The following is a 25,775-nucleotide window of genomic DNA, read 5'->3' as shown; positions in this document are numbered from 1 at the left end:
AATATGGAAAAGACGCATATCACACATGTGAATGACGGTTTTGTTTTCCTTGGCCATCGCATCATTCGCAAGAGAGGACCACGTGGACGCATGCGACCTGTGACAACGATTCCGTGGGAGAAACATCGCCGTTTTACCGAGAAGGTAGTCAAGCAACTGTCAGGGAATTACGGTGCAAACGCAGTAGACATAGTCGAAAGCCTGAACCGACAAATTGCGGGTTGGGCAAACTTTTACCAATACACTGACCATACAGCGACTATATTCAGCAAAGTAGATCGCACGGTATTCTGGAAGCTTGGGTACTGGCTGGCTCGAAAATACAAACGGGGTTTCAGATTGCTGATGCGAGACTATGTCCGCTCCCCTAATAAGGGCAAGGCCAAAACTTGGGTACTACAGGGACAGAACAGTAGAGGCTTCTATGGAGAAGTGGCTCTCCGAAGGCTAATAACCAGCCGTAAAGGACGTTTCATTTGGCGGAATCCAGCTGAAAATCCGTATATTTTGCGTACAGATAAACACCGTACTATTGAATCATATTACGATGAAGTCGCCTTTGCTTTGAGCAACACTTAAATGGAGAGCCGGATGCGCTGAGAGGTGCAAGTCCGGTTCGGAGAGGAGAGGTAAGGAAATAGCTCGACTACGCCTTATCTCTTACTCTACTCCGGATGAAGCACGGATGGATGTACCTGTACGCCGTCATGGACTGGTATTCCCGCTACATTGTTGATTGGCAGTTGGATCAAAGTCTCGGGATCGGTTTCGTGCTAGAAACGATGAAACGATCTCTGGCAAAACGCAAGCCTGCAATTATCAACAGTGATCAGGGCAGCCACTTTACCAGTCCACAGTCTATCATCTTCTGAAGGAGAAAGAGATTCGCATCAGCATGGATGGCAAAGGGCGTGCCAAAGATAACATCGTCATCGAGCGCTTCTGGCGTAGCCTGAAGTATAATGAGGTCTATATCAACAACTACAGCAGTCCGAGAGAGACTCGGCAGGGTGTGAACGGCTACATCCATCTACACAATCACTACTTGCCTCATCAGTCTCTGCAAAACTATACGCTAGCTGCTGTGCATAACCGTGAGGTCATACTTTCATCCACATGTAAATAGCGAAGGAGAAGATTCTTTCTCCCGTGCCTTCGCTTGGGCTACGTCCTCCACCTGTGGACATCGTAGTATGGTACTATTTAGGGCTTGCTGAACGATTCGTTATCCAATAACAGTACCCAGTCTAAAGCTTGGAAAGTAGAATCTGAAAAACGTGAAAAAGAGAACCCGTAATTGCCGCTCCAGGTTCATGACGAGAAGTTGTAAGGCAGAAAACTTATTATTTATGAGAAATTTAAAAGGGGAGAAATTAGAAATGAACACAAAAAAGCTTATTCAAGAAAGAGAGTACGGATATATTGGGGCTGAAACAAAAAAGAAAGCATTTACGCAAAAAAGAGGACAGTATGTAACAGGATACTCAGTAGGGATCCTTTATCTAGATGAATGTTGGTATCCTGTTTTGCCTGGAAATGTTGCAAATCTATCCACATATGACTTTCCTGTAAGATTAAAAGTAGTTCCAAATTGTGATACATCAAGACTCCTTGCAGGTGATCCCCTATTATTGGACAGCGTAATAAAGGCAGCAAAAGAATTTGAAGAAGAAGGGGCTCGTGCAATAAGTGCAGCATGTGGATTCTTCGGTAATTTTCAGGATAAAGTAGCTGCTGCTGTTGATATTCCAGTATACCTTTCAAGCGTTGTTCAAGTACCTTGGATTAAAACTGGTTTAAAACCTCACCAAAAAATTGGTATGTTAACAGCATATGCACAAGGAATGACTTCAAACTTATTTGAGAGTTGCGGTATATATGATCCAAGTATTTGCATAGTAAAAGATTTAAGTACACTAACGGAATTTTCCGCTATTATTGAAAACAGAGGATCTTTTGAAAATGAAAAAGTTAAAAAAGAAGTAGTAGAGGCAGCTGTTAGTATGGTAGATGAGAATCCGGATATAGGAGCCATCCTTTTAGAGTGTAGTGATTTACCGCCATATGCATCTGAAATTCAAAGAACCATCAAGCTCCCTGTATATGATTTTATTACCATGATAAAATGGATTCATTATGCGACTAGCCAAAAACCATATTATGGTTTTATTTAACCGATGTCAATATACCTTTGTTACAAATTGTGAGAGAATCATAACTGTATGAATGTATATCGAAGATGAGTGTATGAAAAAATGTACAATTCAACACGCGTGATAACTTCTATCAGCTGTCCCTCTGGAATGGGAAGTATAATTTCTTCATAATTACTCACTTATCACGCTCGTTCATATTCCTTAGCAGGCCTATAAAAAATCGTTTTTTAATCATTGTCATAGCCGAGAAGAGCACAAAGAAGGTTTCTCTACACTCTGATGAAAAGAGAGATGCGAAAATGCACATCTCTCTTTTCATATTTTTTATTGTTACATTTCTGTGTGCTTTTGTACAAGTTGATACGTTCCTGCGATTCACTTGTTTTGATCTTTGTATCAATCGTTACTTTCTCAAAGTATGGCTTAACGTTAATCTGTTTGAATTGATATTTACATCTTAAAGCTTTTTATGATCTCCTCTAGTTCATCCGCCATATATGCAAGCGTTTGTGCTGAAGCTGCGATTTCCTCCATCGTAGCAAGTTGTTCTTCAGTTATTGATGATACACTCTGTATACCATCGACCGAACTTTGGCTAATTTGCACAATAACATGGGCAGAGGTAGCTATAGTTTTCGATCCTTCTGATAGTTCTTGTACAGAGGCGGATACTTGATGAATTTGTTCTGTTACCTCCTCAACGGAGCTATAGATGGACTTAAATGAAGAACTCGCTGCTTGAACTGCTTCAACACCTTTTTGTACTTCGTTTACGCCAGAATCCATGGATACAACGGCATCTCGGATTTCATTCTGAATTGCATGAATTAAATGCGTGATTTTTCCTGCGGATTGTGAAGACTGTTCGGCAAGTTTTCTTACTTCCCCTGCTACGATAGCAAATCCGCGACCATGTTCACCTGCGTGCGCTGCTTCAATGGCTGCATTTAGTGACAACAGATTTATTTGCTCAGCAATACTGGTGATAATATCAACAAAGTTTTCAATTTGGTTAGAGCGTTCATTTAGTCCTCTAACTGTATTTGATAGCTCAGTGATTTTTTTATTAATACAATCCATTTGATATATCACTAATCCAATCGCTTCATTGCCTAGGGAAGCCATATTCGATGTTTTTGCAATAGCTATTGATGTTTTTTGTGCATTCGATGAAATGTGCCGCACCGCTTCTGACATATGTGTGATAGTTACAGATGTTTCCTCTGAATTCTTTGCTTGCTGCTCGGACCCGGCGGCCACTTGTTGTATTGTATTAGAAACATGCTCCACAACATGTGCTGCTTCTTTTGCCCCTTGCATTAATTCTTCTGAGGCAGTAGCAAGCTGTTCTGATTTACCCATGATATTTTGCAAAACTGTTTGTAGTGAGTCACTCATTTGGTTAAACCTCACCCCCAAACGACCTAATTCATCGTCCGATTCGATCAGGACTCGTTCTGTAAGATCACCATTACTGATTGCTTCCGATGCATGGTTGAGCTTCTTTAAGGGACGAGTAATGGATGAAATGACAAAGTATACCAAGACTACTCCTAATAGCAGTGCAATAAAAATGACAGTTACTGTTGTTTGGAAAATAGGGGTTGCTTCTCCTTCGACTTCCGACATAGGTATGGCACCACCAATTTTCCATCCTGTTAATTCATTTGTCACAAAGAATGTTTTTTCTACGCTTCCTTTCCCAGTTGTATCATAACTCCCGGTCTGCTGTCTGAATAATGGGTCTGATATTGCTTTCGTTACTTCTGATCCGTACTTAAAAAGAGGATGAACAACAATTTTTTTGTTCTTATCAACAATAAATGTATATCCTTCTTTTCCAATTTTCACCGAACTAATCATTTCACTTATTTTCTTAACTTTCATGTCAATTCCAACAACTCCTGAGCCATCTTTTAAAACTTTGTCAATTCCAATTATGATTTCTCCAGTAAGCATATCAGTGTACGGCTCTGAAATAACAATCTTTCCAGCGGCTTGCTTTGCATTTTGATACCAGGGACGTTTACGTGGATCATAATCAGGTGGAAGCTTATCTGTTCCATCTGCAATAAGAAAACCAACTTCTGTACCAACATAAGCTGAGGTGATTTCCGGATGAAGCCGTTGGAATTGATGAATGATATTCATTACTTGTGGACTTGACTGCCCTTGGTACATTAAGGAGTTGATATTCTCTGAAAGCATTTCTACATTTTGAAGTTGTGGCTCTAAAAATTTATTAACAATATGGTTTAGAAGTTGTAGATTCCCTTGTGCATTATTTAAAACCTGTTCCTCTACTTTTTGTTTGGCTGTGTTGTAAGAAAACATACCGATGAATGAGCTCGGGATTAATAATAAAATAAGAAAAGAAATTATTAATCTTTTTTTAATATCTACTTTTCTCCAGATTTTCATTTGGAATTCCTACTTTTCCTTTATATTTTATACTTTCTTAAGAGCTTGTCCTCTATACAATCCGGTTTTTCTATTTCCAGGCTATCTATAATATATATAGTTACCTATATATAAATCTTAAGCCTACATTTATTACTAGGAATCCCTTCTAAGAACAAGGGATAGGTTATTTTATTTTAGTAAAGTTCAATTAATAAATCTCCCGTTTCGATACTATTTCCTGCTTTTACATGAACTCCTTTTACTATTCCGGAGAAAGGGGCCTGCATAGTCGTTTCCATTTTCATTGCTTCTGTAACAATAATCTGTTCCCCTTTCTTCGCCTTATCCCCAGGTTTTACGAAGACTTTTAGCACTTTACCAGGCATAGAAGCGCCAATCTGACCCGGATCACTTGGATCGGCTTTCAAACGTTGTGCGACTGTTATTTTAGCGGATGAATCGCGGATATTGATTTCACGCGGCTGACCGTTTAATTCATAATATATGGTGCGTATGCCTTCTGGATCTGCTTCCCCAATGGAAACCAATTTTACCATCAGTGTTTTCCCTTCCTCGATATCTATTGCAATTTCTTCGCCCAATCGTAAGCCGTAGAAGAAAGTCGGCGTATCGAGTACAGATACGTTACCGAATTCCTGCTGGCGCTTTTGCATATCCAGAAATACCTGCGGATACATCACATAGGACATCACATCTAGATCATTGACCTGACGATCCAGCTTTTCTTCCAGCATGGCGCTGATTTCATCAAAATCCACTGGAGGCAATAGTTCACCTGGACGGCTTGCGAAAAAATCGCCGCCTTTCAGGATGATACGCTGCAGCTCTTCCGGGAATCCACCGTGCGGTTGGCCAAGATAGCCCCGGAAGAAGGTAATCACCGACTCGGGGAAGTCGATATTTTCTCCACGTTGATATACATCCTTTGCTGTCAGGTTGTTCTGTACCATAAACAACGCCATATCGCCGACCACTTTCGACGATGGTGTGACTTTGATGATGTCCCCGAACATCTCGTTGACGGTGGTATACATCTCCTTCACTTCGCCCCATCGGTCACCAAGACCGACCGCTTTTGCCTGTTGTTCAAGGTTGGTATATTGACCGCCCGGCATTTCGTGCTTATACACTTCTGCATTGCTGGCTTTCATATCCGTTTCAAATCCAACATAGTATTTGCGGATATCATCCCAATAATCGGACAACTGTTGATAGTTATCGACATCAAATCCTGTATTTCGGTTGCCATGCTCCAGTGCATAGACCAAAGCATTAAGGCTTGGTTGTGACGTAAGACCGGCCATCGAGCTCAATGCAGTATCTACGATATCCACGCCTGCTTCGCTTGCTTTAAGAAGCATCGCCCCTGCATTTCCACTAGTATCATGCGTATGCAGGTGAATCGGAATGCTGATTTCTTGTTTGAGTGCCTTCACTAGCTCATAAGCAGCATATGGTTTCAGTAATCCGGCCATATCTTTAATGGCAAGAATATGAGCGCCTGCTTTTTCAATTTGTTTTGCCAGATCCACGTAATATTTCAAGCTGTATTTATCACGTTTCGAATCAAGAATATCTCCTGTATAGCAAATGGACGCTTCCGCAACCGCATTGTTTTCTCGCACAGTTTCGATGGCTAAGCGCATACCTTCAACCCAGTTCAGGCTGTCGAAGATTCGGAATACATCGATGCCAGATCTTGCTGCGATCTCGATAAACTTTTTGATGACATTATCCGGGTAATTGGTATATCCTACCGCATTGGCACCCCGGAACAGCATTTGGAACAAGATATTCGGAATCTTTTCCCGAAGCTGAATTAGTCTATCCCACGGATCCTCATTTAGGAAGCGCATGCTTGTATCAAACGTAGCACCGCCCCACATCTCTAAAGAGAATAAATCAGGAGCCAGCTTTCCTGTTGCTTCAGAGATCTGCACCAGATCATACGTACGTACGCGTGTCGCAAGCAAGGATTGATGGGCATCACGGAACGTTGTATCCGTAACGAGCAGTTTTTTCTGTTGCTGAATCCACTTGATAAGCCCTTCCACTCCTTGTTGTTCTAAAATTTGTTTTGTGCCAGCCGAATACCGTTGGTTAATGGAAATTTCCGGAATTCTTGGTATATCAAACAATCCTTTTTTGTCCATTTTTGTTAGTCCCGGATGTCCGTTAACAATCGTCTCTCCAATATAAGTAAGCAGCTTTGTTCCACGATCTTTCTTCTTTGTAAACTCAAAAAGCTCTGGTTTCGTATCGATAAAGGAGGTGTCATAGGAACCGCTCAGAAAATCTGAATGCTGCATTACATTTTCTAAAAATGGGACGTTCGTTTTCACACCACGAATCCGAAATTCTTTGAGAGTTCGCAACATTTTGCGGGCCGCTCGTTTAAAAGTAAGGTCATGTGTAGAAACCTTAACTAATAGGGAATCATAATGCGGCGTAATAGATGCACCTGGTGCTCCAATACCTTCATCAAGACGTACGCCAAAACCGCTGGCTGAACGATAGGCAAGCAAACGTCCTGTATCCGGAAGGAAATTTTTCTCCGGATCCTCTGTTGTGACGCGAGATTGAATAGCGTATCCGCGCATCTGGATGCTTGCTTGAGAAGAAATGCCAATTTCTTTATCTTCAAGAGCATAGCCTTCGGCAATACGAATTTGAGATTGGACAATATCGATACCGGTGACCATCTCCGTAATCGTATGCTCTACTTGCACTCGTGGGTTCACTTCGATAAAATAAAAGTTTCCATCGGGTGTTACAAGAAACTCAACAGTTCCCGCGTTTATATAATTTGAAGTCTTACAAAGACGCAGTGCCGCATTACAAATATCTTCACGCTGTCGCTCAGTTAATGAAAGACTTGGTGCCACTTCGATTACTTTTTGATGGCGACGCTGAATAGAACAATCACGCTCAAATAGATGAACAGCGTGACCATAAGAGTCAGCGAGAATCTGAACTTCGATATGTTTTGGATTTTCAAGATACTTCTCAAGATATACGGCATCATTACCAAAAGCGAATTTCGCTTCGGAACGAGCACGATCAAGTGAGTCCTGGAGTTCGCTTTGCTTACGGACGATACGCATGCCGCGCCCGCCGCCGCCCGATGCGGCTTTAATAATGATCGGGTAGCCGTTCTCTTTTACGAAGCGCAGAGCTTCCTCGAATGTACGTACAGGCTCCGGAGTTCCAGGGATGACTGGTATATCGGCCTCTATTGCCATCTGACGAGCAATCACTTTGTCGCCAAATTGACGAATGTGTTCGGATTTCGGTCCGATGAACACAATGCCTTCTTCCTCGCAGCGCTGGGCGAATTGTTCGTTCTCTGACAAGAAGCCGTAGCCGGGATGAATGGCATCAACATCATGACGCTTAGCCACTTCAATAATACTTTCGATGTCCAGATAGGCTTCAATGGGTCCTTTGCCTTCACCAATCAGATAGGCTTCGTCGGCTTTAAAACGATGTAGTGCGACATTGTCTTGTTCAGAATAGACAGCAACTGTGCGAACGCCGAATTCTGTACACGCACGGAAAATACGGATGGCGATTTCTCCACGATTGGCCACTAAAATCTTTTTAAACGATTTAATTTCTCCCACTCTATCTCTCCCCCCTAGATTTTTAATCATGATCTTTCCCATACTTGTGGAATGGCATTGCTCTTACATATAGTTTTAATAATTAGTAAATTGATCTGCTTTGACAACCGCTCTCCATAATCGTTTTATTATTTTTATATGTCTCGAAGAAGAGCTTAACTCAATAGTTAAGTAATCACTAAATTTTTGAATTTTTCAGTTAACTTAGGCAGAACTTCAAATAGATCACCTACAATTCCATAATCAGCTACATTAAAAATCGAAGCTTCGGGATCCTTGTTTATTGCTACGATAATTTTAGAGTTGGACATACCTGCCAAGTGCTGAATAGCACCAGATATTCCGCAAGCAATGTAAAGATCTGGAGTTACAACCTTCCCGGTTTGTCCAATTTGCATAGAATAATCACAATACCCCGCATCGCAAGCTCCACGTGAAGCACCAATAGCACCACCCAATACATCTGCTAATTCCTTCAATATTGTAAATCCTTCAGCACTTTTAACACCACGACCACCCGATACTATGATTTTTGCTTCAGAAAGATCAACACCACCGGACGTTTTACGAACAACTTCTTTTATGGTTGTACGAATGTCTGTAATTTCTACCGAAAAACTAATTACTTCAGCGGTAGAACTAGCGCTTGTTTCTTCTAACGCAATATTATTGGGGCGAATTGTGGCAAACATCTTGCCATCCACAATTTTTTTCTTTTGAAAAGCTTTTCCTGCGTAAATTGGTCGCGTAAAAATGATATCTTCTCCCTCTAATGAAAGATCCGTGATATCAGATATTAATCCTAATCCTAATCGAGCGGCTACGCGAGGAGCTAAGTCCTTTCCCACTGCCGTGTGACCCAAGAAAATTACATCTGGATTGACTTCTTTTATTACTTGGCAAAATGCTTGGAAATAACCATCCGTTGTATATTGTTGTAATTTTTCATTAGCAACTATGTAAACTTTTTGTGCTCCATGTCGACTTAAAGTAGCAACTACTTCATCCCCACTAATTCCAAAAACGGCAGCAACAATTTCTCCATTTCCAGCTACTCTCTTGGCTGCGGATAAAGCCTCAAGAGAAACATTCCTTAGGTTTCCATCACGGATTTCAGTTAATACAAGTACTTTTTTGTCCATTTTTATAACCTCCTAAACTACTTTCGCTTCAGTACGCAGCAGATGTACGAGTTCTTTAATCTGACCATCTAGTTCGCCTGATAATATACGTCCAGCCTCTTTTTTAGGCGGAAGGTACTGATCAATAATTTGAGTTTTTGCTTTCAAATCGGACGGATTTAATCCTAAATCTTCCGCACTTAACCTTTCTATTAACTTCTTTTTTGCTTTCATGATACCAGGTAGGGAAGGATACCGAGGTTCGTTTAATCCTTGTTGGGCTGTAGCTAAAAAAGGAAGAGAAATCTCTATTACTTCTGAATCTCCTTCCACGTCTCTGATAACAGTTGCTTTAGTATCCTTAATTGACAAATTCGTAATCGTAGTTACATGAGGAATCTTTAGTTCCTCAGCTAGCCGAGGACCAACTTGTCCTGCTCCATTATCTACAGACATATTACCCGCTAGAATAATATCGAAGGATTGTTTTCTAGCTATAGCCGCTAGCACTTGAGAGATAGTAAACTCATCTACGGATAAAGACTCATCATCTACAATCACAGCATTATCTGCCCCCATTGCCAATGCTGTTCGTAAAGCACTTTCTACACGGCTTGGTCCAACAGTAACAACGATGACCTCCCCACCAAATTCTTCTTTTAGTTTAATTGCCTCTTCCACAGCGTACTCATCGTATGGATTTATAACAAACTCCACACCATCTTCACTTATTTGACCATTTTGAATTGTAATTTTCTCTTCTGTATCAAACGTTTCTTTTAAAATAACAAGAATGTTCATAATAACCTCCTATTTCTCCTATAAATTACTTCAAATTTACCTTCAATTTATTACAAATATAGTCTCCTACTTCCTCCGTAGTTGCCCTGCCACCCAGATCTGGTGTAAGGACTTCCCCTTCTTGTAAGATATCCTGAACTGCTTGCATAATCGCTTCTGCTGATTTTGTCTGCCCTAAGTGTTCAAGCATCATACTTGTACACCAGATAGCTGCAATGGGATTTGCGATCCCTTTCCCTGCAATGTCCGGAGCAGAACCATGCACCGGCTCAAACATTGATGGGTACTTTTTTTCTGGATTGATATTAGCAGAGGGTGCAATACCAAGCCCACCAACAATAGCAGCTCCAAGATCGGTTAGAATATCGCCAAAAAGATTGGATGCTACCACCACATCAAGTGTTTCTGGTTTGGTGACAAAAAAAGCGGATAGTGCATCAATATGAACAGTGCTCGTTTTTACATCTGGATACTCCTGATTAATTTTTTGGACGTACTCATCCCAGAATGGCATCGTATGATTAATCCCATTTGACTTGGTGGCAGCCGTTAGGTGTTTCTGTTTCCCTTTTTCCTGAGCCAGATTAAAGGCATAGCGTAAAACCCTTTCTACCCCTCTACGAGTAAATACGCTATTTTGAATCGCCATATCTAGGTCTGTCCCTTCGTACATACGGCCACCAATATTCGAATACTCGCCTTCATTATTTTCTCTAATAACAATAAAATCGAGATCTTCGGAAGTTTTGCCAACTAGAGGCGATTTAAGACCTTTCAGCAACTTAACAGGACGTAAGTTTATATATTGTTCAAATTGACGTCTGATAGGAAGAAGCAATCCCCATAAAGATACGTGATCCGGTATGCCTGGATATCCTACAGCTCCCAAGAAAATGGAGTCAAAATCCTTAAGAATGTCTAAACCATCATCTGGCATCATCTTCCCATGGGTACTATAATATTCACAGCTCCAATCAAATTCGGTGAAGGATAAGGACAGGCCACCATGGATTTTACAAATTGTATCTAATACCTTTTTTCCCTCCCGGACTACATCAACCCCAATTCCATCACCGGGCAGTAAGGCTATTGAATAATGCTCCATATTTGTTCTCCTATTGTTGTATTTTATTTTTAAGCACTTCTGGATTAGCAATAAATTCTGGCTCTTCCCCTCTTAAAACGCGTATTACATTTGTAGAGACTGTAGTAGACATAATATAATTGCATTCCACTGTTGTCCCTCCTACATGAGGTGTAACGATTACATTGGGCAAAGATAAAAGCGGAAGCTCCTTTGCAGGAGGCTCCTGGTCAAATACATCAAGACCAGCTCCTGCTATTTTTCCTTCTTTTAATACAGTAAATAAATCATCTTGATTTATAATTGCTCCGCGAGCTGTATTTATTAAGTATGCAGATGGTTTCATCAGTGAGAGTAACTCTTTGTTAATTGAATATTTAGTCTTTTTATTTAAAGGTATATGAAGAGAGATAAAGTCTGACTCAGTAAATATTTCTTCCATATTTGTTGTAATATCCACGCCTAAATCATCAGCTATACCATGTTTAGACGGTTGAAACTCTCTCACCCAAGCTGAAACTTCCATCTCCAATCCAAGTTTTAAACGTTTAGCCACTTGTTGAGCAATATTTCCAAAACCGATTAAACCTACTTTTTTACCTTTTAGTTCCCTTGTGACTAGGGTATCCCTTGATTCATAGTTTCCTTTTTTCATTTCATCATGAAAAGGTATAACCGATTTGCTTAATGCCATTATTAGCATGACTGCATGTTCTGCAGTAGACACTTTATTTACAGCTGGGGCATGAAGAACGGGAATTCCTTTTTCCGTTGCATACTGAACGTCAATATTATCAAGGCCAACACCTGCCCCTGATATAACTTTCAGGTTGGGATTAGCATCGATGATTTCTCGTGTAATCCTTGCCGGGGCTTTTAGAACAATTCCCTCTACATTTTTAACTAGATTACACAGGTGGGGAATATCATATTGTCCCGTTTGAATAACCTCCGAACCTTCCCTAAGAATTTTTTCACCTTGTTCGTGATACATAGACAATATTTGCAATACTTTGGGTTTCTTCATTGTTTCTCTCCCCTCTAGGAGTCTGTCCGACGAAACAGGATATGCCCCTTCCATCGCGAATTCGTATAGTAAATCTTAGTAAACAAGCAAAGGGTGTATGGTTATGGCAAAATTCAAAGATTACTCCACGGAACAAGCTTCAAAAAACTCAAACCGTCGGTCAGACTCCTGGTACGTCTATACTCGTAAATTTTCTACAATGGTTGCAATTCCTTGACCGCCCCCGATGCAAGCTGTTATCAATCCATATCGACTCCCACGGCGTTCCATTTCATTCATAAGTTTAATTGTAAGAATTGCACCTGTGCCTCCAATCGGATGTCCCAAAGCGATGGCTCCACCATTCACATTTAACTTTTCCATATCAATATGGAGCTCTTTAACTACAGCAAGCGCCTGAGCTGCAAAAGCTTCATTTAGCTCAATTAAATCGATATCTTCCATTGTCAATCCGGCTAATTTTAGCGCCTTAAGCGTAGCAGGTACTGGTCCAATTCCCATAATTTCAGGAGAAACACCTGCAGCTGCTTGCGAAACAATACGCATACGAGGAATGATTCCACGTTTCTTTGCTACATCTCCCGACATCATGACTAAAGCTCCTGCCCCGTCATTTCGGCCACTTGAATTCCCCGCGGTAACCGTCCCATCCTCTTTGAAAACCGGCTTGAGCGCGGCTAACTTTTCCATATTTGTCTGACGTGGATGTTCATCCGTATCAAATAGAATTGTCTCTTTTTTCTTTTTAATCTCATATGGAATAATTTCATCCTTAAAAATTCCGTTTTTAATGGCTTGAGCTGCTTTATCCTGGCTTATCATTGAAAAATAATCTTGCTCTTCACGACTAATGTTATATTTCTCTGCCAAATTTTCTGCTGTCAATCCCATGGTAAGGTGACCATATACTTCAATAGGTTGTGCTCTTGGTTGACTTTCTGTATTCGGATCAACAATCTCGGCATTTCCCGCTCCATAGCCATAACGTGCTTTTCGTAGATAATAAGGAGCTGTACTCATACTTTCGGCCCCACCACTTAAAACAACGTCAGCAAAACCACATAAAATTTGTTGTGCTGCATTATTAATCGCCTGTAATCCGGAACCACACTGACGATGAACAGTATATCCCGGCACTTCAATCGGAAGCCCGGCACGAAGTGCAGCCAAACGGGCAAGATTAGGAACATCTGAACTTTGCTTTGAATGTCCCCATACGACTTCATCCACATCTTCACCGTGAACCTGACTTCTCTTTAAAGCCTCTCGCATGACTTTCTCTGATAAAAAATCAACCTCTATATCTTTCAATGTCCCGCCCATTCTTCCAATGGCTGTTCGCACCCCATCAACAATGACCACTTCTCTCATTTTTTTCCCCCTTTCAAATTGTTAAGCGAATTCCCGTTTCAATTCAGACGCAATGATGTTTTTCTGAATTTGTGTTGAACCCTCGTATATTTTGGTAATCCGCGCATCACGGTAAAATCTCTCAATCGGATAATCTCTCATATATCCGATGCCCCCATGGATTTGTACCGCAAGATCGGCAACACGATTGTATACTTCAGATCCATATAATTTTGCCATTGCAGCTTCTTTTACAACACGCATCCCTTGATCTGTCATCCAGGCAACTCGATACGTAAGCGAACGAAGAAGTTCAATTTCCAGAGCCATGTCTGCTAACATATGCTGTACGGCTTGAAATTCAAAGATCGGCTGTTCAAATTGAACTCTTTGCATCGCATAGTCCATACTAAGTTCCAGAAGCTTTTCACACGATCCTAAATTTCTTGCGGCAAGACCTGCTCTTCCGTTTGCTAAAATTTTTAGCGCATTTACATAGCCCCTTCCTTCTTCACCAAGGACATTTTCTGCTGGAACTTCACAATCTTCAAAGAATAGTTCTGCGGAATGAGAACCCCGAAGCCCCATTTTTTTCTCTACCGCGCCTACTTTAAATCCTGGAAAATCCTTTTCAACAATAAACGAAGTAATTCCTTTTGCCCCCTTGCTTGGGTCCGTAACTGCCATGACGGTAAATACATGTCCGCAAACAGAATTAGTAATGTAATGTTTAGAACCATTTAAAATATATTTGTCCCCTTGTCGAACGGCTGTTGTTTTTAAGTTGGCTGCATTAGATCCTGCACTAGGTTCTGTAAGAGCAAAGGCTCCAATCCATTCTCCGCTTGCCATTTTGGGTAGGTACTTTCTTTTTTGTTCTTCTGTCCCTAACTCTACGATTCCAACGGACCCAATTCCTGTATGGGCACCGATAAGTGTGGTATACCCATTGTGGGTTTTTCCTAGTTCTTCATAAATGGCACATTTCCCAACCATATCGAGTCCAAGCCCACCATATTCTTCTGGAATGCTTAATCCAAACAAACCAAGTTCTTTTGACGCATCTACAATATGACCAGGAATTTCATCATTTTCTTCAATTTCCATAGCTACTTTTTCAACTTCTCCCTGCACAAAATCACGAACGCCCCGCTTTAACATTTCTGTTTCTTCGGAAAATTTAAAGTTCATTTTATTTTCTCCTAAGTATTATTTAATATGGAATGATTACTTCCCTTGAAATCTTGGTGATCTTTTATCAAGAAAAGCCTGTGTTCCTTCAAGCTTATCCTCGGATCCTATTAGGATGGTCTGGGCAAGTTTTTCTAAATACAGAGCCGTTTCCATCTCAATATCTGCTCCCCGGTTTATCACAAATTTAGCTAAGCGGAGTGCGAGCGGTCCTTTTGAGCTGATTTTTTCAGCGTACTGTTTTGCTGTGTCTAACAATTTTTCCTGTGGCACAGCGCGACTCACCAGTCCAAATCGTTCTGCTTCTTCCGCTGTAATGATATCGCCTGTTAAAATCAGTTCCATGGCTTTTCCTTTACCAATAACCCGGGATAGTCTTTGTGTTCCTCCTGCGCCTGGCATAATAGCTAATCCGACCTCAGGCAACCCTACTTTTGCATGCAAAGCAGCAATGCGAATATCGCAGGCAAGCGCAAGCTCTAATCCACCACCTAATGCAACCCCATTGATAGCAGCTATAGTCGGCTTATCATACTCCTCAATTTTCCGATAAGTTGCCGTCATATTAGGCTCAAGCGCTTCGATCATGGTTCTTTTATTTAACTGGGCAATATCGGCACCGGCAGCGAATGATTTTTCTCCTACACCTGTAAAAATCACTACTTTTATATCTGAACAATTTCTCCACCCATCGAGGGCCTGCTCTATTTCATGTAACGTTTCTACATTCAAAGCATTTCGTACTTCCGGTCGGTTAATGATAATAAAACCAATACCTTCTTCCGTTTCAGTAACAATGTTAGTAAACTTCATGTTTTCCCCCATCTTCCTCATTCTGTTTACACAGGCATTGTTCTTACTTCTTCTGCTATTTTAAAATCAGCTGTTGTTAATTCCCGCACTTCCTCAAGGGAGCTATCTTTCGCAATTTCTTTCAAATACATCGTGCCATTCGCTATACGAAATACCGCTTTTTCAGTAACGATCATTTCCACACAACGTATACCACTGGTGGGATAAGTAAGGGTTTTTACGATTTTCGGTTCCTTATCTTTCGTTACATGGGTAGTGGCTACAATAATTTTCTTTGCATTTGCCACTAAATCCATTGCTCCTCCAACACCAAGAATATCCTGCCCAGGCACAGCCCAATTCGCAATTTCACCTATCTCGCTGACCTGAAGGGCTCCCAATACCGCCACGTCAATATGTCCTCCGCGAATCATAACAAAGGAGTCTGAACTCGAAAAGATAGAGGATCCCTGGGTAAGTGTAATGGGGTGTTTACTTGCACTGATTAAATCCATATCAATAACTTCTTTGGGAGGTGTTGGTCCCATTCCCAGCAATCCGTTTTCAGACTGTAAAAATACCCCACTATCTGTTTTTAAATAATTTTGAATTAGCGTAGGGATTCCGACACCCAGATTTACCACAGTTCCCGTCTGTAGTTCCATAGCGATTCGCTTGGCAATTCTCACTTTATCAGTGTCCTTTTTCTTACTTACTGCATTCAATATACTCACCCCCTACTTTTTCATATCGATCGTTTAGAACAATAATGTCTACATAAGAATGAGGCGTAACAATGCGCTCTGGATCGAGGCTTCCCGTCTCTACAATTTCATCTACCTCGGCGATAACAAGGTCTGCCGCTGTTGCCATCATTGGATTAAAATTACGAGCTGTTTTTGAATAGATAAGATTTCCCATCGTATCCGCTTTTTTCGCTTTGATTAAGGCAACATTCGCGCGAATGCTCCTGATAAAAATATACCTTTCGCTATCAAATATTCTTTCTTCCTTATCCTCAGCCAGCATGGTTCCGACCGCTGTTTTTGTGTAAAAACCGGCAATTCCAGCACCACCAGCTCTTATCGCTTCAGCTAGTGTTCCTTGTGGAATTAGCTCAATGTCTAACTCCCCGTTCTTCCAAGCCTTTACTGCATCGCGATTCGATGTGAAGTATGAGCCAACGGCTTTTTTAATATGCTTTGAAAGTAAAAGTTTCCCAAGACCTTTACCTGATTCTCCTAAATTATTGCTTACCACCGTTAAATTTCTTGCTCGATCCTGTTCCGAAATAGTATCAATTAATGTAAAAGGGGTTCCGCAAAGACCGAATCCACCAACTAATAGACGATCCCCATCTTTGATAAATGCTATGGCTTGTTCAGCAGTTTTTAGCTTTTTACAATTTAAAAGTTCGTTCATTATATTGTCCCCCTATGCTGAACACATCTATTTGTCTCCGGCATAATTGTAGAAGCCAGCACCTGATTTACGACCTAAACGACCAGCTTTTACATACTTAATTAATAATGGGCAAGGACGGTATTTTTCTCCCAATGTTTTATAAAGGTATTCCATATTTCTTAGCCGTGTATCCAATCCAACTAAATCAGCCAACTCTAGCGGGCCCATTGGATAATTCAACCCTAATTTTATTGACTTATCAATGTCTTGTACCGTTGCTACACCTTCCATTAACATGTTCATCGCTTCATTTCCAATTAAGCAGGACATACGACTTGTAACAAAACCTGGAAATTCATTTATTTCAACGGTTTCTTTTCCTAATCTTGCTCCGACTTCTTTGGCTTTTTCCATCGTCTCATCCGATGTATCCAAACTTCGTATAATTTCAATGAGTTTCATTTTGTGTACCGGGTTAAAGAAATGCATAGCAATACACTTTTCAGGACGCGAAGTTTGCGCAGCAATTTCAGTTGGACTCATCGTTGATGTATTTGATGCCAAAATCGTATGTTTTGGACAAATCTTGTCCAGTCTCTTGAAAATATCTACTTTAAGTTCCATTAACTCAAAGACAGCCTCAATTACAATGTCCGCATCTCCCGCTGCTTCTTCTAAGTTCGTAGTATAAACTATATTTTGCAATGATTCTGTTACTTGATCAGGGTTCAAGTATCCCCTATCTACACTTTTTTTCATTTCTTTTTCAATATAGTTTTTGGCCTGGTCCAAAATTTCCTGGTTTACATCATGTAAGTGAACACGAAACCCGCCAAGTGCACTGACATAAGCTATCCCCCTTCCCATCACTCCGGAGCCGACTACAGTTAAGTTATCCATCCCTAACTCCCCTTTCATTTAAAGTAACGGTAATATTTAGTAAATAGCATCCTCGATCACTAATTGATTTTCTGCGAATCGTTCTACTCTTAAAGGAGTTAAATCAAGTGTTTCATATTTTCCTGTTCTAATCAGCTCTGAAAGACACTTGCCGACTGCTGGTGCTTGTTGCATACCATGTCCACTAAAGCCAAATGATACATAGTATCCCTTGATGGACGGATATTGACCAAGAATTGCATTATGGTCTTTGGTATTGAAATCATATAATCCAGCCCATCCTCTCTCAATTTTTGCACGTTCAAAATTACTAATACGATGGGCAATAATTGGCCAAATGTTTTCAATAAAAGCAGAGCGTTTCCAACTAAAATCAATTTTTGGTTCCAGTTCCTCTGCATAACCTGCAATAAACTTTTCACCTTCATGACGGAAATAGACGCCTGTTGGATCCATGGTCAATGGAAGATATTTTTGTAACGGTTTTTCTACATCAAACTGGAAAATTTGTCTTGGCAAGGGTACAACAGGAAGTGGTAGATTTGCCTTTTCACTTAATATGGCCGCCCATGCGCCAGCACAGTTAATAACAACAGGTGCATAATACTCATGCCCATCAACAAGACGTACACCTTTGATTTGATCCTGTTCTATCAGGAGGCTATCAACTTCTTCATACACATACTCTGCACCTAACTTTTTTGCACATTTAATATATCCCTGCATAACAGAATACGGATCTAAATATCCGCTCTCAGAGCAAAATAGCCCACCAGCTAAATCATCAATATTTAACTCAGGAATAATATCCAGCAATTCATCTTTTACAAGCAATTGGGAAGATACACCATTTCTGTGTTGAAGCTTTAAATGTTTTTCAAACCGAGGCATCATCTCCTCCGTGGCAAGGAATAAATATCCTCTCTGTTTAAAATCAATTTCAACCTCTTCATTATCTACAGCCATATTTTTAGAAAAATCCTTATAAACCTGCAGACTGTATCGGCTGAGCTGAACGTTTACATCAGTTGTATATAACTGACGAAAACCGCCTGCACTTCTAGGGGTAGAGGCAAATTCATAAATTCTATCTTTTTCAAGAACCACAATTTTACCCGTGAAACCATCATTTAAAAGATTGTAAGCTATACTAGAACCAATAACTCCACCACCAACGATGATAGTATCTGCTTTATTAGTCATCTGTTAACCACCTTTTCTTAAAATCAATAAGTGCCTGATATAAGTGTACTAACTATATACAATGTAAAACTACGTACAAGTTTCACAAAAAACTGAATATTAACTATTGATAAAATTGTCACTTTTGACAAGGGGATAACTGAAAGATATTATAGAAATCTTTGTAATAACATTCTGGATGCATAAAGAGGGGAGTTTAATGATTTTAGAATATATTGCTCAAGAAGTGGTCAAAAATACGTCAGAAATAATAGGCTATCCAATAAGCATAACGGATGAAAAAGGATATATTATTGGGTCAATTGATCAGAATCGATTGGGGAGTTTTCATAAACCATCACTTGATGTGTTGAAAAGAAAGCAAACAATTTGCTATGACGTAGAGCAGGTGAAAATGCTACAAAATGTTTTACCAGGTGTGGCGACGCCAATTATGTTTAATAAAGAACCCATCGGTGTACTTGGTATTGTGGGTGATCCAACTGAGGTGAAAAAATATGCTCAGCTTGTTAAAAGCCATGTTGAAATGATGTGCCATGAATCTTTTAAGAAGGAAGTGAGCGTACTTGAATCAAAAACAATTGATACTTTTATACAACACCTTATCAATTCTAATAATTATGAAGATTATGAATATATTTTTCGATATGGAAAAATGTTAGGGTACGATTTAGATTTAAATAGGGTTTGTTTACTTATAGATATAGATATAGATATACTCTCTTTTAATTTATCCGACAAAAATAATGATTCACCCGATAAAATTTCGGTACAATATTTCCAAAAAAAAATGATGGATAATTTGAAATATTATTTTGTAGACAATAAACAAGATATAATTTCGTTCTTAACCCTCGAACAGTGCATTATCTTAAAAACAGTTAATACAAAGGAAAACTCTGAAATATTCATGAAAACAATCAAGCACAAACTACAGAAATTAAATGAATACTTAACAGTAAATTACAATTCAACTGCAGCCATCTCTGTGGGAAATGTACATAGTGGGATTGAAGGAATAAGAGATTCTTATCAAAATGCAGCTAAAGCGTTAGCTGTCGGTAAAAGAATAAACATGTCTCCTAGAATATACCATTATAATAATTGGAACATTACGTTGGAACTCTTAGCAAAAGGGTTGACCCCCTACATCAAAGATAAACTAATTAATAATCTTAATGATTTTATTCATCACGATAACTTTGCTACTCTAGCTTCCACGTTCATGACCTATTGCCAATGCAATATGAATTTAAGCAAAACTGCACGAAGTTTATTTCTGCATCGTAATTCATTGGTTTATCGTTTAGAAAAAATAGGGGAACTCACATCACTAGACATAGATAGTTTTGAACATTGTTTACTCCTATATTTTGCTATCAAAAATTATAGTGATGAAAATAATTCTGCTAATCATTTTAGTAACTAACTATAAATGAGTAAAATTAATAACAAATATTTACAGTTAGAAAGTACAGACTTCCCCCTACGCTATTTTTAAATGTTTACACTTTTCTAAGTTAAATTTATCAAATTTTCTATCTATATATTCGGCATCAAAGAAATGGAATAAAATACATTTGACTACTGAACAAATCGAGCAATACCTTGTATAATAGACTTCATATTTATTAATTGGAGATATTATACATGAGCGTACGAATTGGGATACAAGTGAACGAGAAGGATGGAGCCATTCAGGAAATCAAAGCAGCGATGAAAGCGAACAAAGACCTACGGATGCATGAACGCTATCAAACGATATTGATGGTTTTGCTCGGCGAATCCTATGAACGGATCACTCAAGTGACAGGTCGCGCTCTTTCAACACTGTACAATTATAGTAAGGCTTATCGCGAAAATGGTATAGAAGGCTTGAAGATGGATCACTCGACGGGTCGTCCGCGTCAACTAACATCCGAACAAGAACAGCAGTTATATCAAACGATTGTGAATAAGACACCGACTGATGTCGGCTTTCCAGCGAAGATGAATTGGACCTCTCCGATCATCCGCAAATGGATTGAACAGGAATTTGGCGTTCGCTACTCGGATCGCGGAACACGGGAGCTGCTGTATCGTCTAAAGCTCAGCTTTACGACACCGACGTATACGCTTGCCAAGGCAGATCCAGTTAAGCAAGAAGCATTTAAACAAGAGTTGGAAGAGATAAAAAAACTCCTGAATGGGGAAATTGACCGCATTTTATTTGAAGACGAATCCATGATCCGGGATTACCAAGCGTTATCCCGCACTTGGTTTGCCAAAGGTCAGCAAAAAATCATTCCAACCTATGGAAAACATTTGGGAGCTAAGTTGATCGGTACGCTGGATTATGAAACTGGAGAAGTCTTTTGCGTACAAGAAGAACCGTATACAGCCAAAGAGTTCTTATCCTTTCTGGAAAAGGTAACGGTGAAATATAAAGGAGAGCGTATCGTGATGATTTTGGACAATGCCAGGATACACCACGCAGAGCTTATTCAACCTTTTCTGGAGAAAAACAAAGCACTGCTTACGCTTGTCTACCTTCCACCGTATAGTCCTAACCTTAATATGATTGAAGAACTTTGGGGCTGGATGAAATCATCGGTGATCAACCATGTTTTCTTTGATTCTGTTCAGAAAATTCGCAAAGCCGTCCAAGGCTTTATTCGTCATATCAACGAGACTCCTGCGGCTACCGTTGATCGGCTATGTGTCCAATTCTAAAACATTTTTGTCGAATATATATAATGTAGACTTTATATGAAGTGATGCTATATAAGTTGAACAAAAGTGACTTGAGATTAGAAAGGATTTCCAAACATCACTTGTCGAATTTATAAAGAAACATTTACGGACGGGTGATGTGTTATGAAAACAGTTAACGAGCAATTGCAAGAAGTTGAGAAACGGCTGAAGCACGAAAAAAGCCGGCGGATGTTTGAGCGTTATCAAACCGTGCGCCTTCATCTTCTCGGTAAAGACAATGCTGAAATCGCGATCAGTATCGGGAGAAAAGAAAGCACTGTAAGTACCTATCTCCGAAAATATCGTAAAAATAGGCTTGACGGCTTGCAGATGAAATTCTCCCCCGGCCCGCCAGAACAACTGAGCAAAGAACAACAAGAACAACTAAAGAAGACCATCTTGGATTTTGTGCCCCATGATGTCGGATTTACAGCCAATTTTAACTGGACATTACAAATTATCGGAGTCTACATTGAACGAGAATTTGGAAAGCGGTATTCCATTCGTGGCGTCTCCAAATTGATGCATCGTATGCATCTCAGTTACACCAAACCAACCTATACCTTGGCGGCTGCCGACGAAGAAAAGCAAAAGGAGTTTGTCGAAACCATTTTCCCCAGGTTAAAAAAATACAAGAACGGCGAAATTGATCATGTATTGTTTGAAGATGAGAGCATGATTCGAGATTACCAAGCCCTTCAGAAAACCTGGTTTGCCAAGGGCAAGCAACAAATCATCAAGACGACTGGTAAACACCGTGGCGTAAATCTCCTTGCAACGCTTGATTATGGGGAAGGAAAAATTGTCTGGAAAGAAGATGAACAGTATAACGCCGAGACCTTCTTGTCCTTCCTGCAACAGATCCTTGCAGCGTATCCAACCGGCAAAATCGTCATGATTTTGGACAATGCCCGCATTCATCATGCCAAATTACTGGAGAGCTTCTTGACTGAAAATAAAGCTCGTCTTAAACTTGTATTTCTGCCTCCATATAGCCCTCAGTTCAACATTGTGGAAGGGCTTTGGAAATGGTTAAAAGCCGATGTTATCAATAATGTGTTTTATCACAAGACCGCTGAGATTAATAAGAATGTTGCTGCATTCATGAATAACATCATGAAGGATCCAATGAAAATCATCGATTGTCTATGCATTCGAATGTAGCTTCATTGGTTCAACTATATATAATGATTTTTCTAAAATTTCTATCATATCTAGTGTTTGTACCTGCTCTTCCATTTCTTTTGCTTTTATACCGTCCGACAGCATTGTTAAGCAGTATGGGCAGGCACTGACAATTGTTGTCGGCTGTACCACCAATGCCTGCTCAGTACGTGCAATGTTCACCCGCGTACCTTGGTGCTCTTCCTGCCACATCATACCGCCGCCTGCACCACAGCACATACTATCGCATCCAGAACGTTCCATTTCTACAATGTTCATCCCAGGGATCGCAGAAATGATTTCACGCGGCGCATCATAAATATCATTGTAACGGCCAAGGTAACAGGAGTCATGGTACGTCACTCGCTCCTTCACTTCATTAACCGGTTTAATACGACCTTCACGAAGCCAACGAACTAGAAGTTCTGTATGGTGATATACTTCAACGCTCTCAAGTCCAAATTCAGGATATTCATTTTTAAAGGTATTATACGCATGCGGATCCATTGTGACGATTTTTTTGACGTCATATTTCTGGAAATTGCCGATGTTCTCCATCGCCAGCTCCTGGAACAATAGCTCATTTCCCAGACGACGTGCCGTATCCCCTGAGTTCTTCTCTTCGTTTCCAAGGATTGCAAACTTGATACCCGCTTTATTCATGACACGCACGAACGATTGGGTCAGTTTAATGCTTCGGTTGTCAAAAGAACCCATCGAACCTACAAAGAAAAGATACTCAAATTCTTCGGCTTCTTTCACTGTCGGCACCAGATCTTCCATGCCTTCGCGCCATTTGATCCGGTCTTTCCGATTGATGCCCCACGGATTGCTTTGACGCTCAATATTGCTTAATGCACGCTGTGCGTCTGATGGCATTTGTCCCTCTGTCATAACGAGATAACGGCGCATGTCGATGATATGACCAACGTGTTCGTTGGCGACCGGACACTGGTCTTCACAGTTCCGGCAGGTCGTACATGCCCACAATTCTTCTTCCGTGATGACATCTCCAATCAGATTGACATCATACTCGATTCTTAATGTGGAAGAGCCTTCGGTTGCTGCTGCCACTTCTTCGGCAGCTTGACCTGATGCGGCCCGTGCTTGCATCGCCAGCACGATTCCTTTTGCTTCTTTAAACAGACCAGCCGGCAGCCACGGAATACGGCCTGTAATCGCGGCACCCTTTTCGGTTAAGTGGTCACGCATTTTTACAATCAAGTCCATTGGTGACAGAGTCTTTCCTGTACCTGCAGCCGGACACATATTCGTACAGCGGCCGCACTCTACACAGGCATACAAGTCAATGAGCTGGTTTTGTGTAAAGTTTTCAATCCGTCCAACACCAAATTCTTCGGCACCTGCTTCTTCAAGCTTCTCAAAATCAATGGTGCTTAATTTCCCCGGAGGACGAGTTTTGTTTTTCATTAGCCAGTTATACGGCGCAAACAATAAGTGCGCATGCTTACCCTGTGGGATATATACCAAGAAGAATAGCAGCGTTAAAAGATGCACCCACCAGAATACATAGAATAAGACGCCCGCTGCGGTAGAACCGATTCCTGAAAAAGTAACCGCCAGACTAGAAGCGACCGGCTGCGTAGAACGGAAACCGATTTCATCCGAGTGAAGCCATATGATTTCCATCGCTTCTGAGAGCAGCGTGCTAATCATTAGCGTAGTAATCAGCCAAACGACTAGATTGGCTTTCCAGCCTCGTTTTAAGCGCTTTAATTTTTCAACATTCCTGCGATACCATGCATAGAAAATAGCAGCTAAAATAGCAATAACAACAACTTCTTGGAACAATAGAAAATATGGATAGGCTGAATCGAACGGCAGATGTGAACCTAGCTTCAACCCTTTCCAGATCAGGTCAATCGCTCCAAACTGAACAAGCAGGAACCCGTAGAATAACACAATGTGCATGACACCGCTTTTGGAGTCTTTTAACAGCTTCTTTTGTCCAAATACATTGACGAAAAACTGATTAAGGGTTTTGCTGACATCCTCGCGCAGATTACCCACACGTCCCAGTTTTATATAAGTAAAACGGCTGTATACCAAATGAGCAAATAGAAAGAGAGCATATCCTGAAACAGCGAAAAAAAGTAAGAAATTAATGAACGAAAACATGCCTTATTCCCTCCATGAGTTACATAATCATCTGTTTTCTGATTTTTAATATATAGTTAACTCAACTTTCGCAGCACAAATTAGGCAGGTAATCCTTGATATAGCTGGGTAAACCCGCAATCCATTGCTGGAGTTGTGTTTGGATTAGTTTTGTAATCTTCTTGCTGGTCTTCTTTGCAATTTGATCAAGGATTTCGATGAGTTGATTTAATGCGACAGCCCAATCAAGGTCACTGACTTCATCGCAAAGCGAATGAAATAAACCTCCTAACGTACGTTGTTCCGTACTTTGGCGGTGCTGCCACTCAAGCAGGATATACCGGGAGAATACAATTGTCGTATGACTAATAAGCAAGTCATAGGAGCGTCCTTGAAATTCTTTTTGCAGACGTAGCAATGACTTGGTGCACTTAAAAAAGACTTGTCGGGTAAAGGACTGGCGCGGTGTCGTTTGCAATCCGTTTCCAGCCCCTCCCCATAAGAACTGCTCGTGAGGTTTTCCCTCAAGCAGCTCACCCAGTAAACTTCGTCAAAAGGGTTATGTGACCTATCAAATGGCGACCACTTTCATCGGTATGCCTCTACGTTTTTAAGAGGATGGACTTTCCAATCCCAGTACAGCCCCAATACATTGTAGAGGTACTCATTACTCCATCTTCGCCA

Annotated in this window: 21 protein-coding genes and 2 pseudogenes; 7 read left to right on the top strand and 16 right to left on the bottom strand. The window is 40.5% G+C overall.

Going from position 1 to position 25,775, the window contains the following annotated elements; translation table 11 throughout:
* The 4 genes from H525_RS0109715 to H525_RS0109705 all read left to right on the top strand — a co-directional run.
* Positions 1-579: group II intron maturase-specific domain-containing protein (locus tag H525_RS0109715; RefSeq protein ID WP_027416046.1), on the top strand; the 579-nt coding region annotated here is incomplete at its 5' end.
* A 95-nt stretch (positions 580-674) separates the two neighbouring features.
* Positions 675-872 (top strand): DDE-type integrase/transposase/recombinase, encoded by a 198-nt coding sequence (locus H525_RS29450; protein ID WP_081413328.1) that lies wholly within the window; start codon positions 675-677, stop codon positions 870-872.
* Entirely contained in the window at positions 869-1,126 is a 258-nt protein-coding gene (locus tag H525_RS29445) for an integrase core domain-containing protein (RefSeq protein ID WP_425387675.1), read from the top strand. The genes H525_RS29450 and H525_RS29445 overlap by 4 nt, the downstream gene beginning before the upstream one ends.
* Before the next feature lie 223 nt (positions 1,127-1,349).
* On the top strand, positions 1,350-2,174 hold the full coding sequence (locus tag H525_RS0109705; RefSeq protein ID WP_425387674.1) for an aspartate/glutamate racemase family protein: 825 nt from the start codon (positions 1,350-1,352) through the stop codon (positions 2,172-2,174).
* A gap of 432 nt (positions 2,175-2,606) precedes the next feature.
* Here H525_RS0109705 and H525_RS0109700 read toward each other — a convergent pair whose 3' ends face one another.
* The 13 genes from H525_RS0109700 to H525_RS0109640 all read right to left on the bottom strand — a co-directional run bounded on the left by H525_RS0109700 (position 2,607) and on the right by H525_RS0109640 (position 19,076).
* Positions 2,607-4,577 (bottom strand): methyl-accepting chemotaxis protein, encoded by a 1,971-nt coding sequence (locus tag H525_RS0109700; RefSeq protein WP_027416043.1) that lies wholly within the window; start codon positions 4,575-4,577, stop codon positions 2,607-2,609.
* 176 nt (positions 4,578-4,753) lie between these two features.
* Positions 4,754-8,194, bottom strand: a complete 3,441-nt coding sequence (gene pyc / locus H525_RS0109695) for a pyruvate carboxylase (protein ID WP_027416042.1) — start codon at positions 8,192-8,194, stop codon at positions 4,754-4,756.
* 176 nt (positions 8,195-8,370) lie between these two features.
* Entirely contained in the window at positions 8,371-9,345 is a 975-nt protein-coding gene (locus H525_RS0109690) for an electron transfer flavoprotein subunit alpha/FixB family protein (protein WP_027416041.1), read from the bottom strand.
* Between the two features lie 12 nt (positions 9,346-9,357).
* Positions 9,358-10,125: an electron transfer flavoprotein subunit beta/FixA family protein gene (locus H525_RS0109685; RefSeq protein WP_027416040.1), complete on the bottom strand. Its 768-nt coding sequence runs from the start codon at positions 10,123-10,125 to the stop codon at positions 9,358-9,360.
* A gap of 25 nt (positions 10,126-10,150) precedes the next feature.
* Positions 10,151-11,230, bottom strand: coding sequence for a tartrate dehydrogenase (locus H525_RS0109680; RefSeq protein ID WP_027416039.1), 1,080 nt, complete (start codon positions 11,228-11,230; stop codon positions 10,151-10,153).
* 10 nt (positions 11,231-11,240) lie between these two features.
* Positions 11,241-12,236, bottom strand: coding sequence for a hydroxyacid dehydrogenase (locus H525_RS0109675; RefSeq protein ID WP_027416038.1), 996 nt, complete (start codon positions 12,234-12,236; stop codon positions 11,241-11,243).
* A gap of 177 nt (positions 12,237-12,413) precedes the next feature.
* Entirely contained in the window at positions 12,414-13,607 is a 1,194-nt protein-coding gene (locus tag H525_RS0109670) for a thiolase family protein (protein WP_027416037.1), read from the bottom strand.
* 21 nt (positions 13,608-13,628) lie between these two features.
* Positions 13,629-14,777: an acyl-CoA dehydrogenase family protein gene (locus tag H525_RS0109665; RefSeq protein ID WP_027416036.1), complete on the bottom strand. Its 1,149-nt coding sequence runs from the start codon at positions 14,775-14,777 to the stop codon at positions 13,629-13,631.
* A 36-nt stretch (positions 14,778-14,813) separates the two neighbouring features.
* Positions 14,814-15,590, bottom strand: a complete 777-nt coding sequence (locus tag H525_RS0109660) for an enoyl-CoA hydratase/isomerase family protein (protein WP_027416035.1) — start codon at positions 15,588-15,590, stop codon at positions 14,814-14,816.
* A 26-nt stretch (positions 15,591-15,616) separates the two neighbouring features.
* Entirely contained in the window at positions 15,617-16,294 is a 678-nt protein-coding gene (locus H525_RS0109655) for a 3-oxoacid CoA-transferase subunit B (protein WP_081413326.1), read from the bottom strand.
* Positions 16,278-16,991 (bottom strand): CoA transferase subunit A, encoded by a 714-nt coding sequence (locus tag H525_RS0109650; protein WP_027416033.1) that lies wholly within the window; start codon positions 16,989-16,991, stop codon positions 16,278-16,280. The genes H525_RS0109655 and H525_RS0109650 overlap by 17 nt, the downstream gene beginning before the upstream one ends.
* Before the next feature lie 27 nt (positions 16,992-17,018).
* Positions 17,019-17,873, bottom strand: coding sequence for a 3-hydroxyacyl-CoA dehydrogenase (locus H525_RS0109645; protein WP_027416032.1), 855 nt, complete (start codon positions 17,871-17,873; stop codon positions 17,019-17,021).
* A gap of 36 nt (positions 17,874-17,909) precedes the next feature.
* On the bottom strand, positions 17,910-19,076 hold the full coding sequence (locus H525_RS0109640) for an NAD(P)/FAD-dependent oxidoreductase (RefSeq protein ID WP_027416031.1): 1,167 nt from the start codon (positions 19,074-19,076) through the stop codon (positions 17,910-17,912).
* 199 nt (positions 19,077-19,275) lie between these two features.
* Between H525_RS0109640 and H525_RS0109635 the strand changes: the two genes are divergently transcribed.
* From H525_RS0109635 to H525_RS26205, 3 genes are all read left to right on the top strand, one after another.
* A complete protein-coding gene (locus tag H525_RS0109635) occupies positions 19,276-20,505 on the top strand; it encodes a CdaR family transcriptional regulator (RefSeq protein WP_051330936.1) in 1,230 nt (409 codons plus the stop codon).
* A 239-nt stretch (positions 20,506-20,744) separates the two neighbouring features.
* Positions 20,745-21,788 (top strand): IS630 family transposase, encoded by a 1,044-nt coding sequence (locus H525_RS26210; RefSeq protein ID WP_155837219.1) that lies wholly within the window; start codon positions 20,745-20,747, stop codon positions 21,786-21,788.
* Positions 21,789-21,932: 144 nt separating this feature from the next.
* Entirely contained in the window at positions 21,933-22,973 is a 1,041-nt protein-coding gene (locus tag H525_RS26205) for an IS630 family transposase (RefSeq protein ID WP_027416028.1), read from the top strand.
* On the opposite strand, the gene H525_RS23525 is transcribed toward H525_RS26205, so the two are convergent.
* The 3 genes and pseudogenes from H525_RS23525 to H525_RS28135 all read right to left on the bottom strand — a co-directional run.
* On the bottom strand, positions 22,956-25,112 hold the full coding sequence (locus H525_RS23525) for a (Fe-S)-binding protein (RefSeq protein WP_035100545.1): 2,157 nt from the start codon (positions 25,110-25,112) through the stop codon (positions 22,956-22,958). The two genes, H525_RS26205 and H525_RS23525, sit on opposite strands and share 18 nt — an antisense overlap.
* Before the next feature lie 61 nt (positions 25,113-25,173).
* Positions 25,174-25,536, bottom strand: a pseudogene (locus H525_RS0109615) (IS4 family transposase); the annotation flags it as partial.
* 143 nt (positions 25,537-25,679) lie between these two features.
* Positions 25,680-25,775, bottom strand: a pseudogene (locus H525_RS28135) (group II intron maturase-specific domain-containing protein); the annotation flags it as partial.

It is taken from the genome of Aneurinibacillus terranovensis DSM 18919 (genome assembly GCF_000430625.1).
Classification (GTDB): Bacteria; Bacillota; Bacilli; order Aneurinibacillales; family Aneurinibacillaceae; genus Aneurinibacillus_B; species Aneurinibacillus_B terranovensis.
The sequence above is the reverse complement of the archived record's forward strand: the minus strand, read 5'-3'. Positions and strand labels throughout refer to the sequence as shown.

Excerpts from the sequence above, each read along its gene's own strand:
- H525_RS29450 (WP_081413328.1), top strand. The coding sequence starts at position 675 with ATGAAGCACGGATGGATGTACCTGTACGCCGTCATGGACTGGTATTCC.
- H525_RS0109705 (WP_425387674.1), top strand. The coding sequence starts at position 1,350 with ATGAGAAATTTAAAAGGGGAGAAATTAGAAATGAACACAAAAAAGCTT.
- H525_RS0109700 (WP_027416043.1), bottom strand. The coding sequence starts at position 4,577 with ATGAAAATCTGGAGAAAAGTAGATATTAAAAAAAGATTAATAATTTCT.
- H525_RS0109690 (WP_027416041.1), bottom strand. The coding sequence starts at position 9,345 with ATGGACAAAAAAGTACTTGTATTAACTGAAATCCGTGATGGAAACCTA.
- H525_RS0109685 (WP_027416040.1), bottom strand. The coding sequence starts at position 10,125 with ATGAACATTCTTGTTATTTTAAAAGAAACGTTTGATACAGAAGAGAAA.
- H525_RS0109680 (WP_027416039.1), bottom strand. The coding sequence starts at position 11,230 with ATGGAGCATTATTCAATAGCCTTACTGCCCGGTGATGGAATTGGGGTT.
- H525_RS0109675 (WP_027416038.1), bottom strand. The coding sequence starts at position 12,236 with ATGAAGAAACCCAAAGTATTGCAAATATTGTCTATGTATCACGAACAA.
- H525_RS0109670 (WP_027416037.1), bottom strand. The coding sequence starts at position 13,607 with ATGAGAGAAGTGGTCATTGTTGATGGGGTGCGAACAGCCATTGGAAGA.
- H525_RS0109665 (WP_027416036.1), bottom strand. The coding sequence starts at position 14,777 with ATGAACTTTAAATTTTCCGAAGAAACAGAAATGTTAAAGCGGGGCGTT.
- H525_RS0109660 (WP_027416035.1), bottom strand. The coding sequence starts at position 15,590 with ATGAAGTTTACTAACATTGTTACTGAAACGGAAGAAGGTATTGGTTTT.
- H525_RS0109650 (WP_027416033.1), bottom strand. The coding sequence starts at position 16,991 with ATGAACGAACTTTTAAATTGTAAAAAGCTAAAAACTGCTGAACAAGCC.
- H525_RS0109645 (WP_027416032.1), bottom strand. The coding sequence starts at position 17,873 with ATGGATAACTTAACTGTAGTCGGCTCCGGAGTGATGGGAAGGGGGATA.
- H525_RS0109640 (WP_027416031.1), bottom strand. The coding sequence starts at position 19,076 with ATGACTAATAAAGCAGATACTATCATCGTTGGTGGTGGAGTTATTGGT.
- H525_RS0109635 (WP_051330936.1), top strand. The coding sequence starts at position 19,276 with ATGATTTTAGAATATATTGCTCAAGAAGTGGTCAAAAATACGTCAGAA.
- H525_RS26205 (WP_027416028.1), top strand. The coding sequence starts at position 21,933 with ATGAAAACAGTTAACGAGCAATTGCAAGAAGTTGAGAAACGGCTGAAG.
- H525_RS23525 (WP_035100545.1), bottom strand. The coding sequence starts at position 25,112 with ATGTTTTCGTTCATTAATTTCTTACTTTTTTTCGCTGTTTCAGGATAT.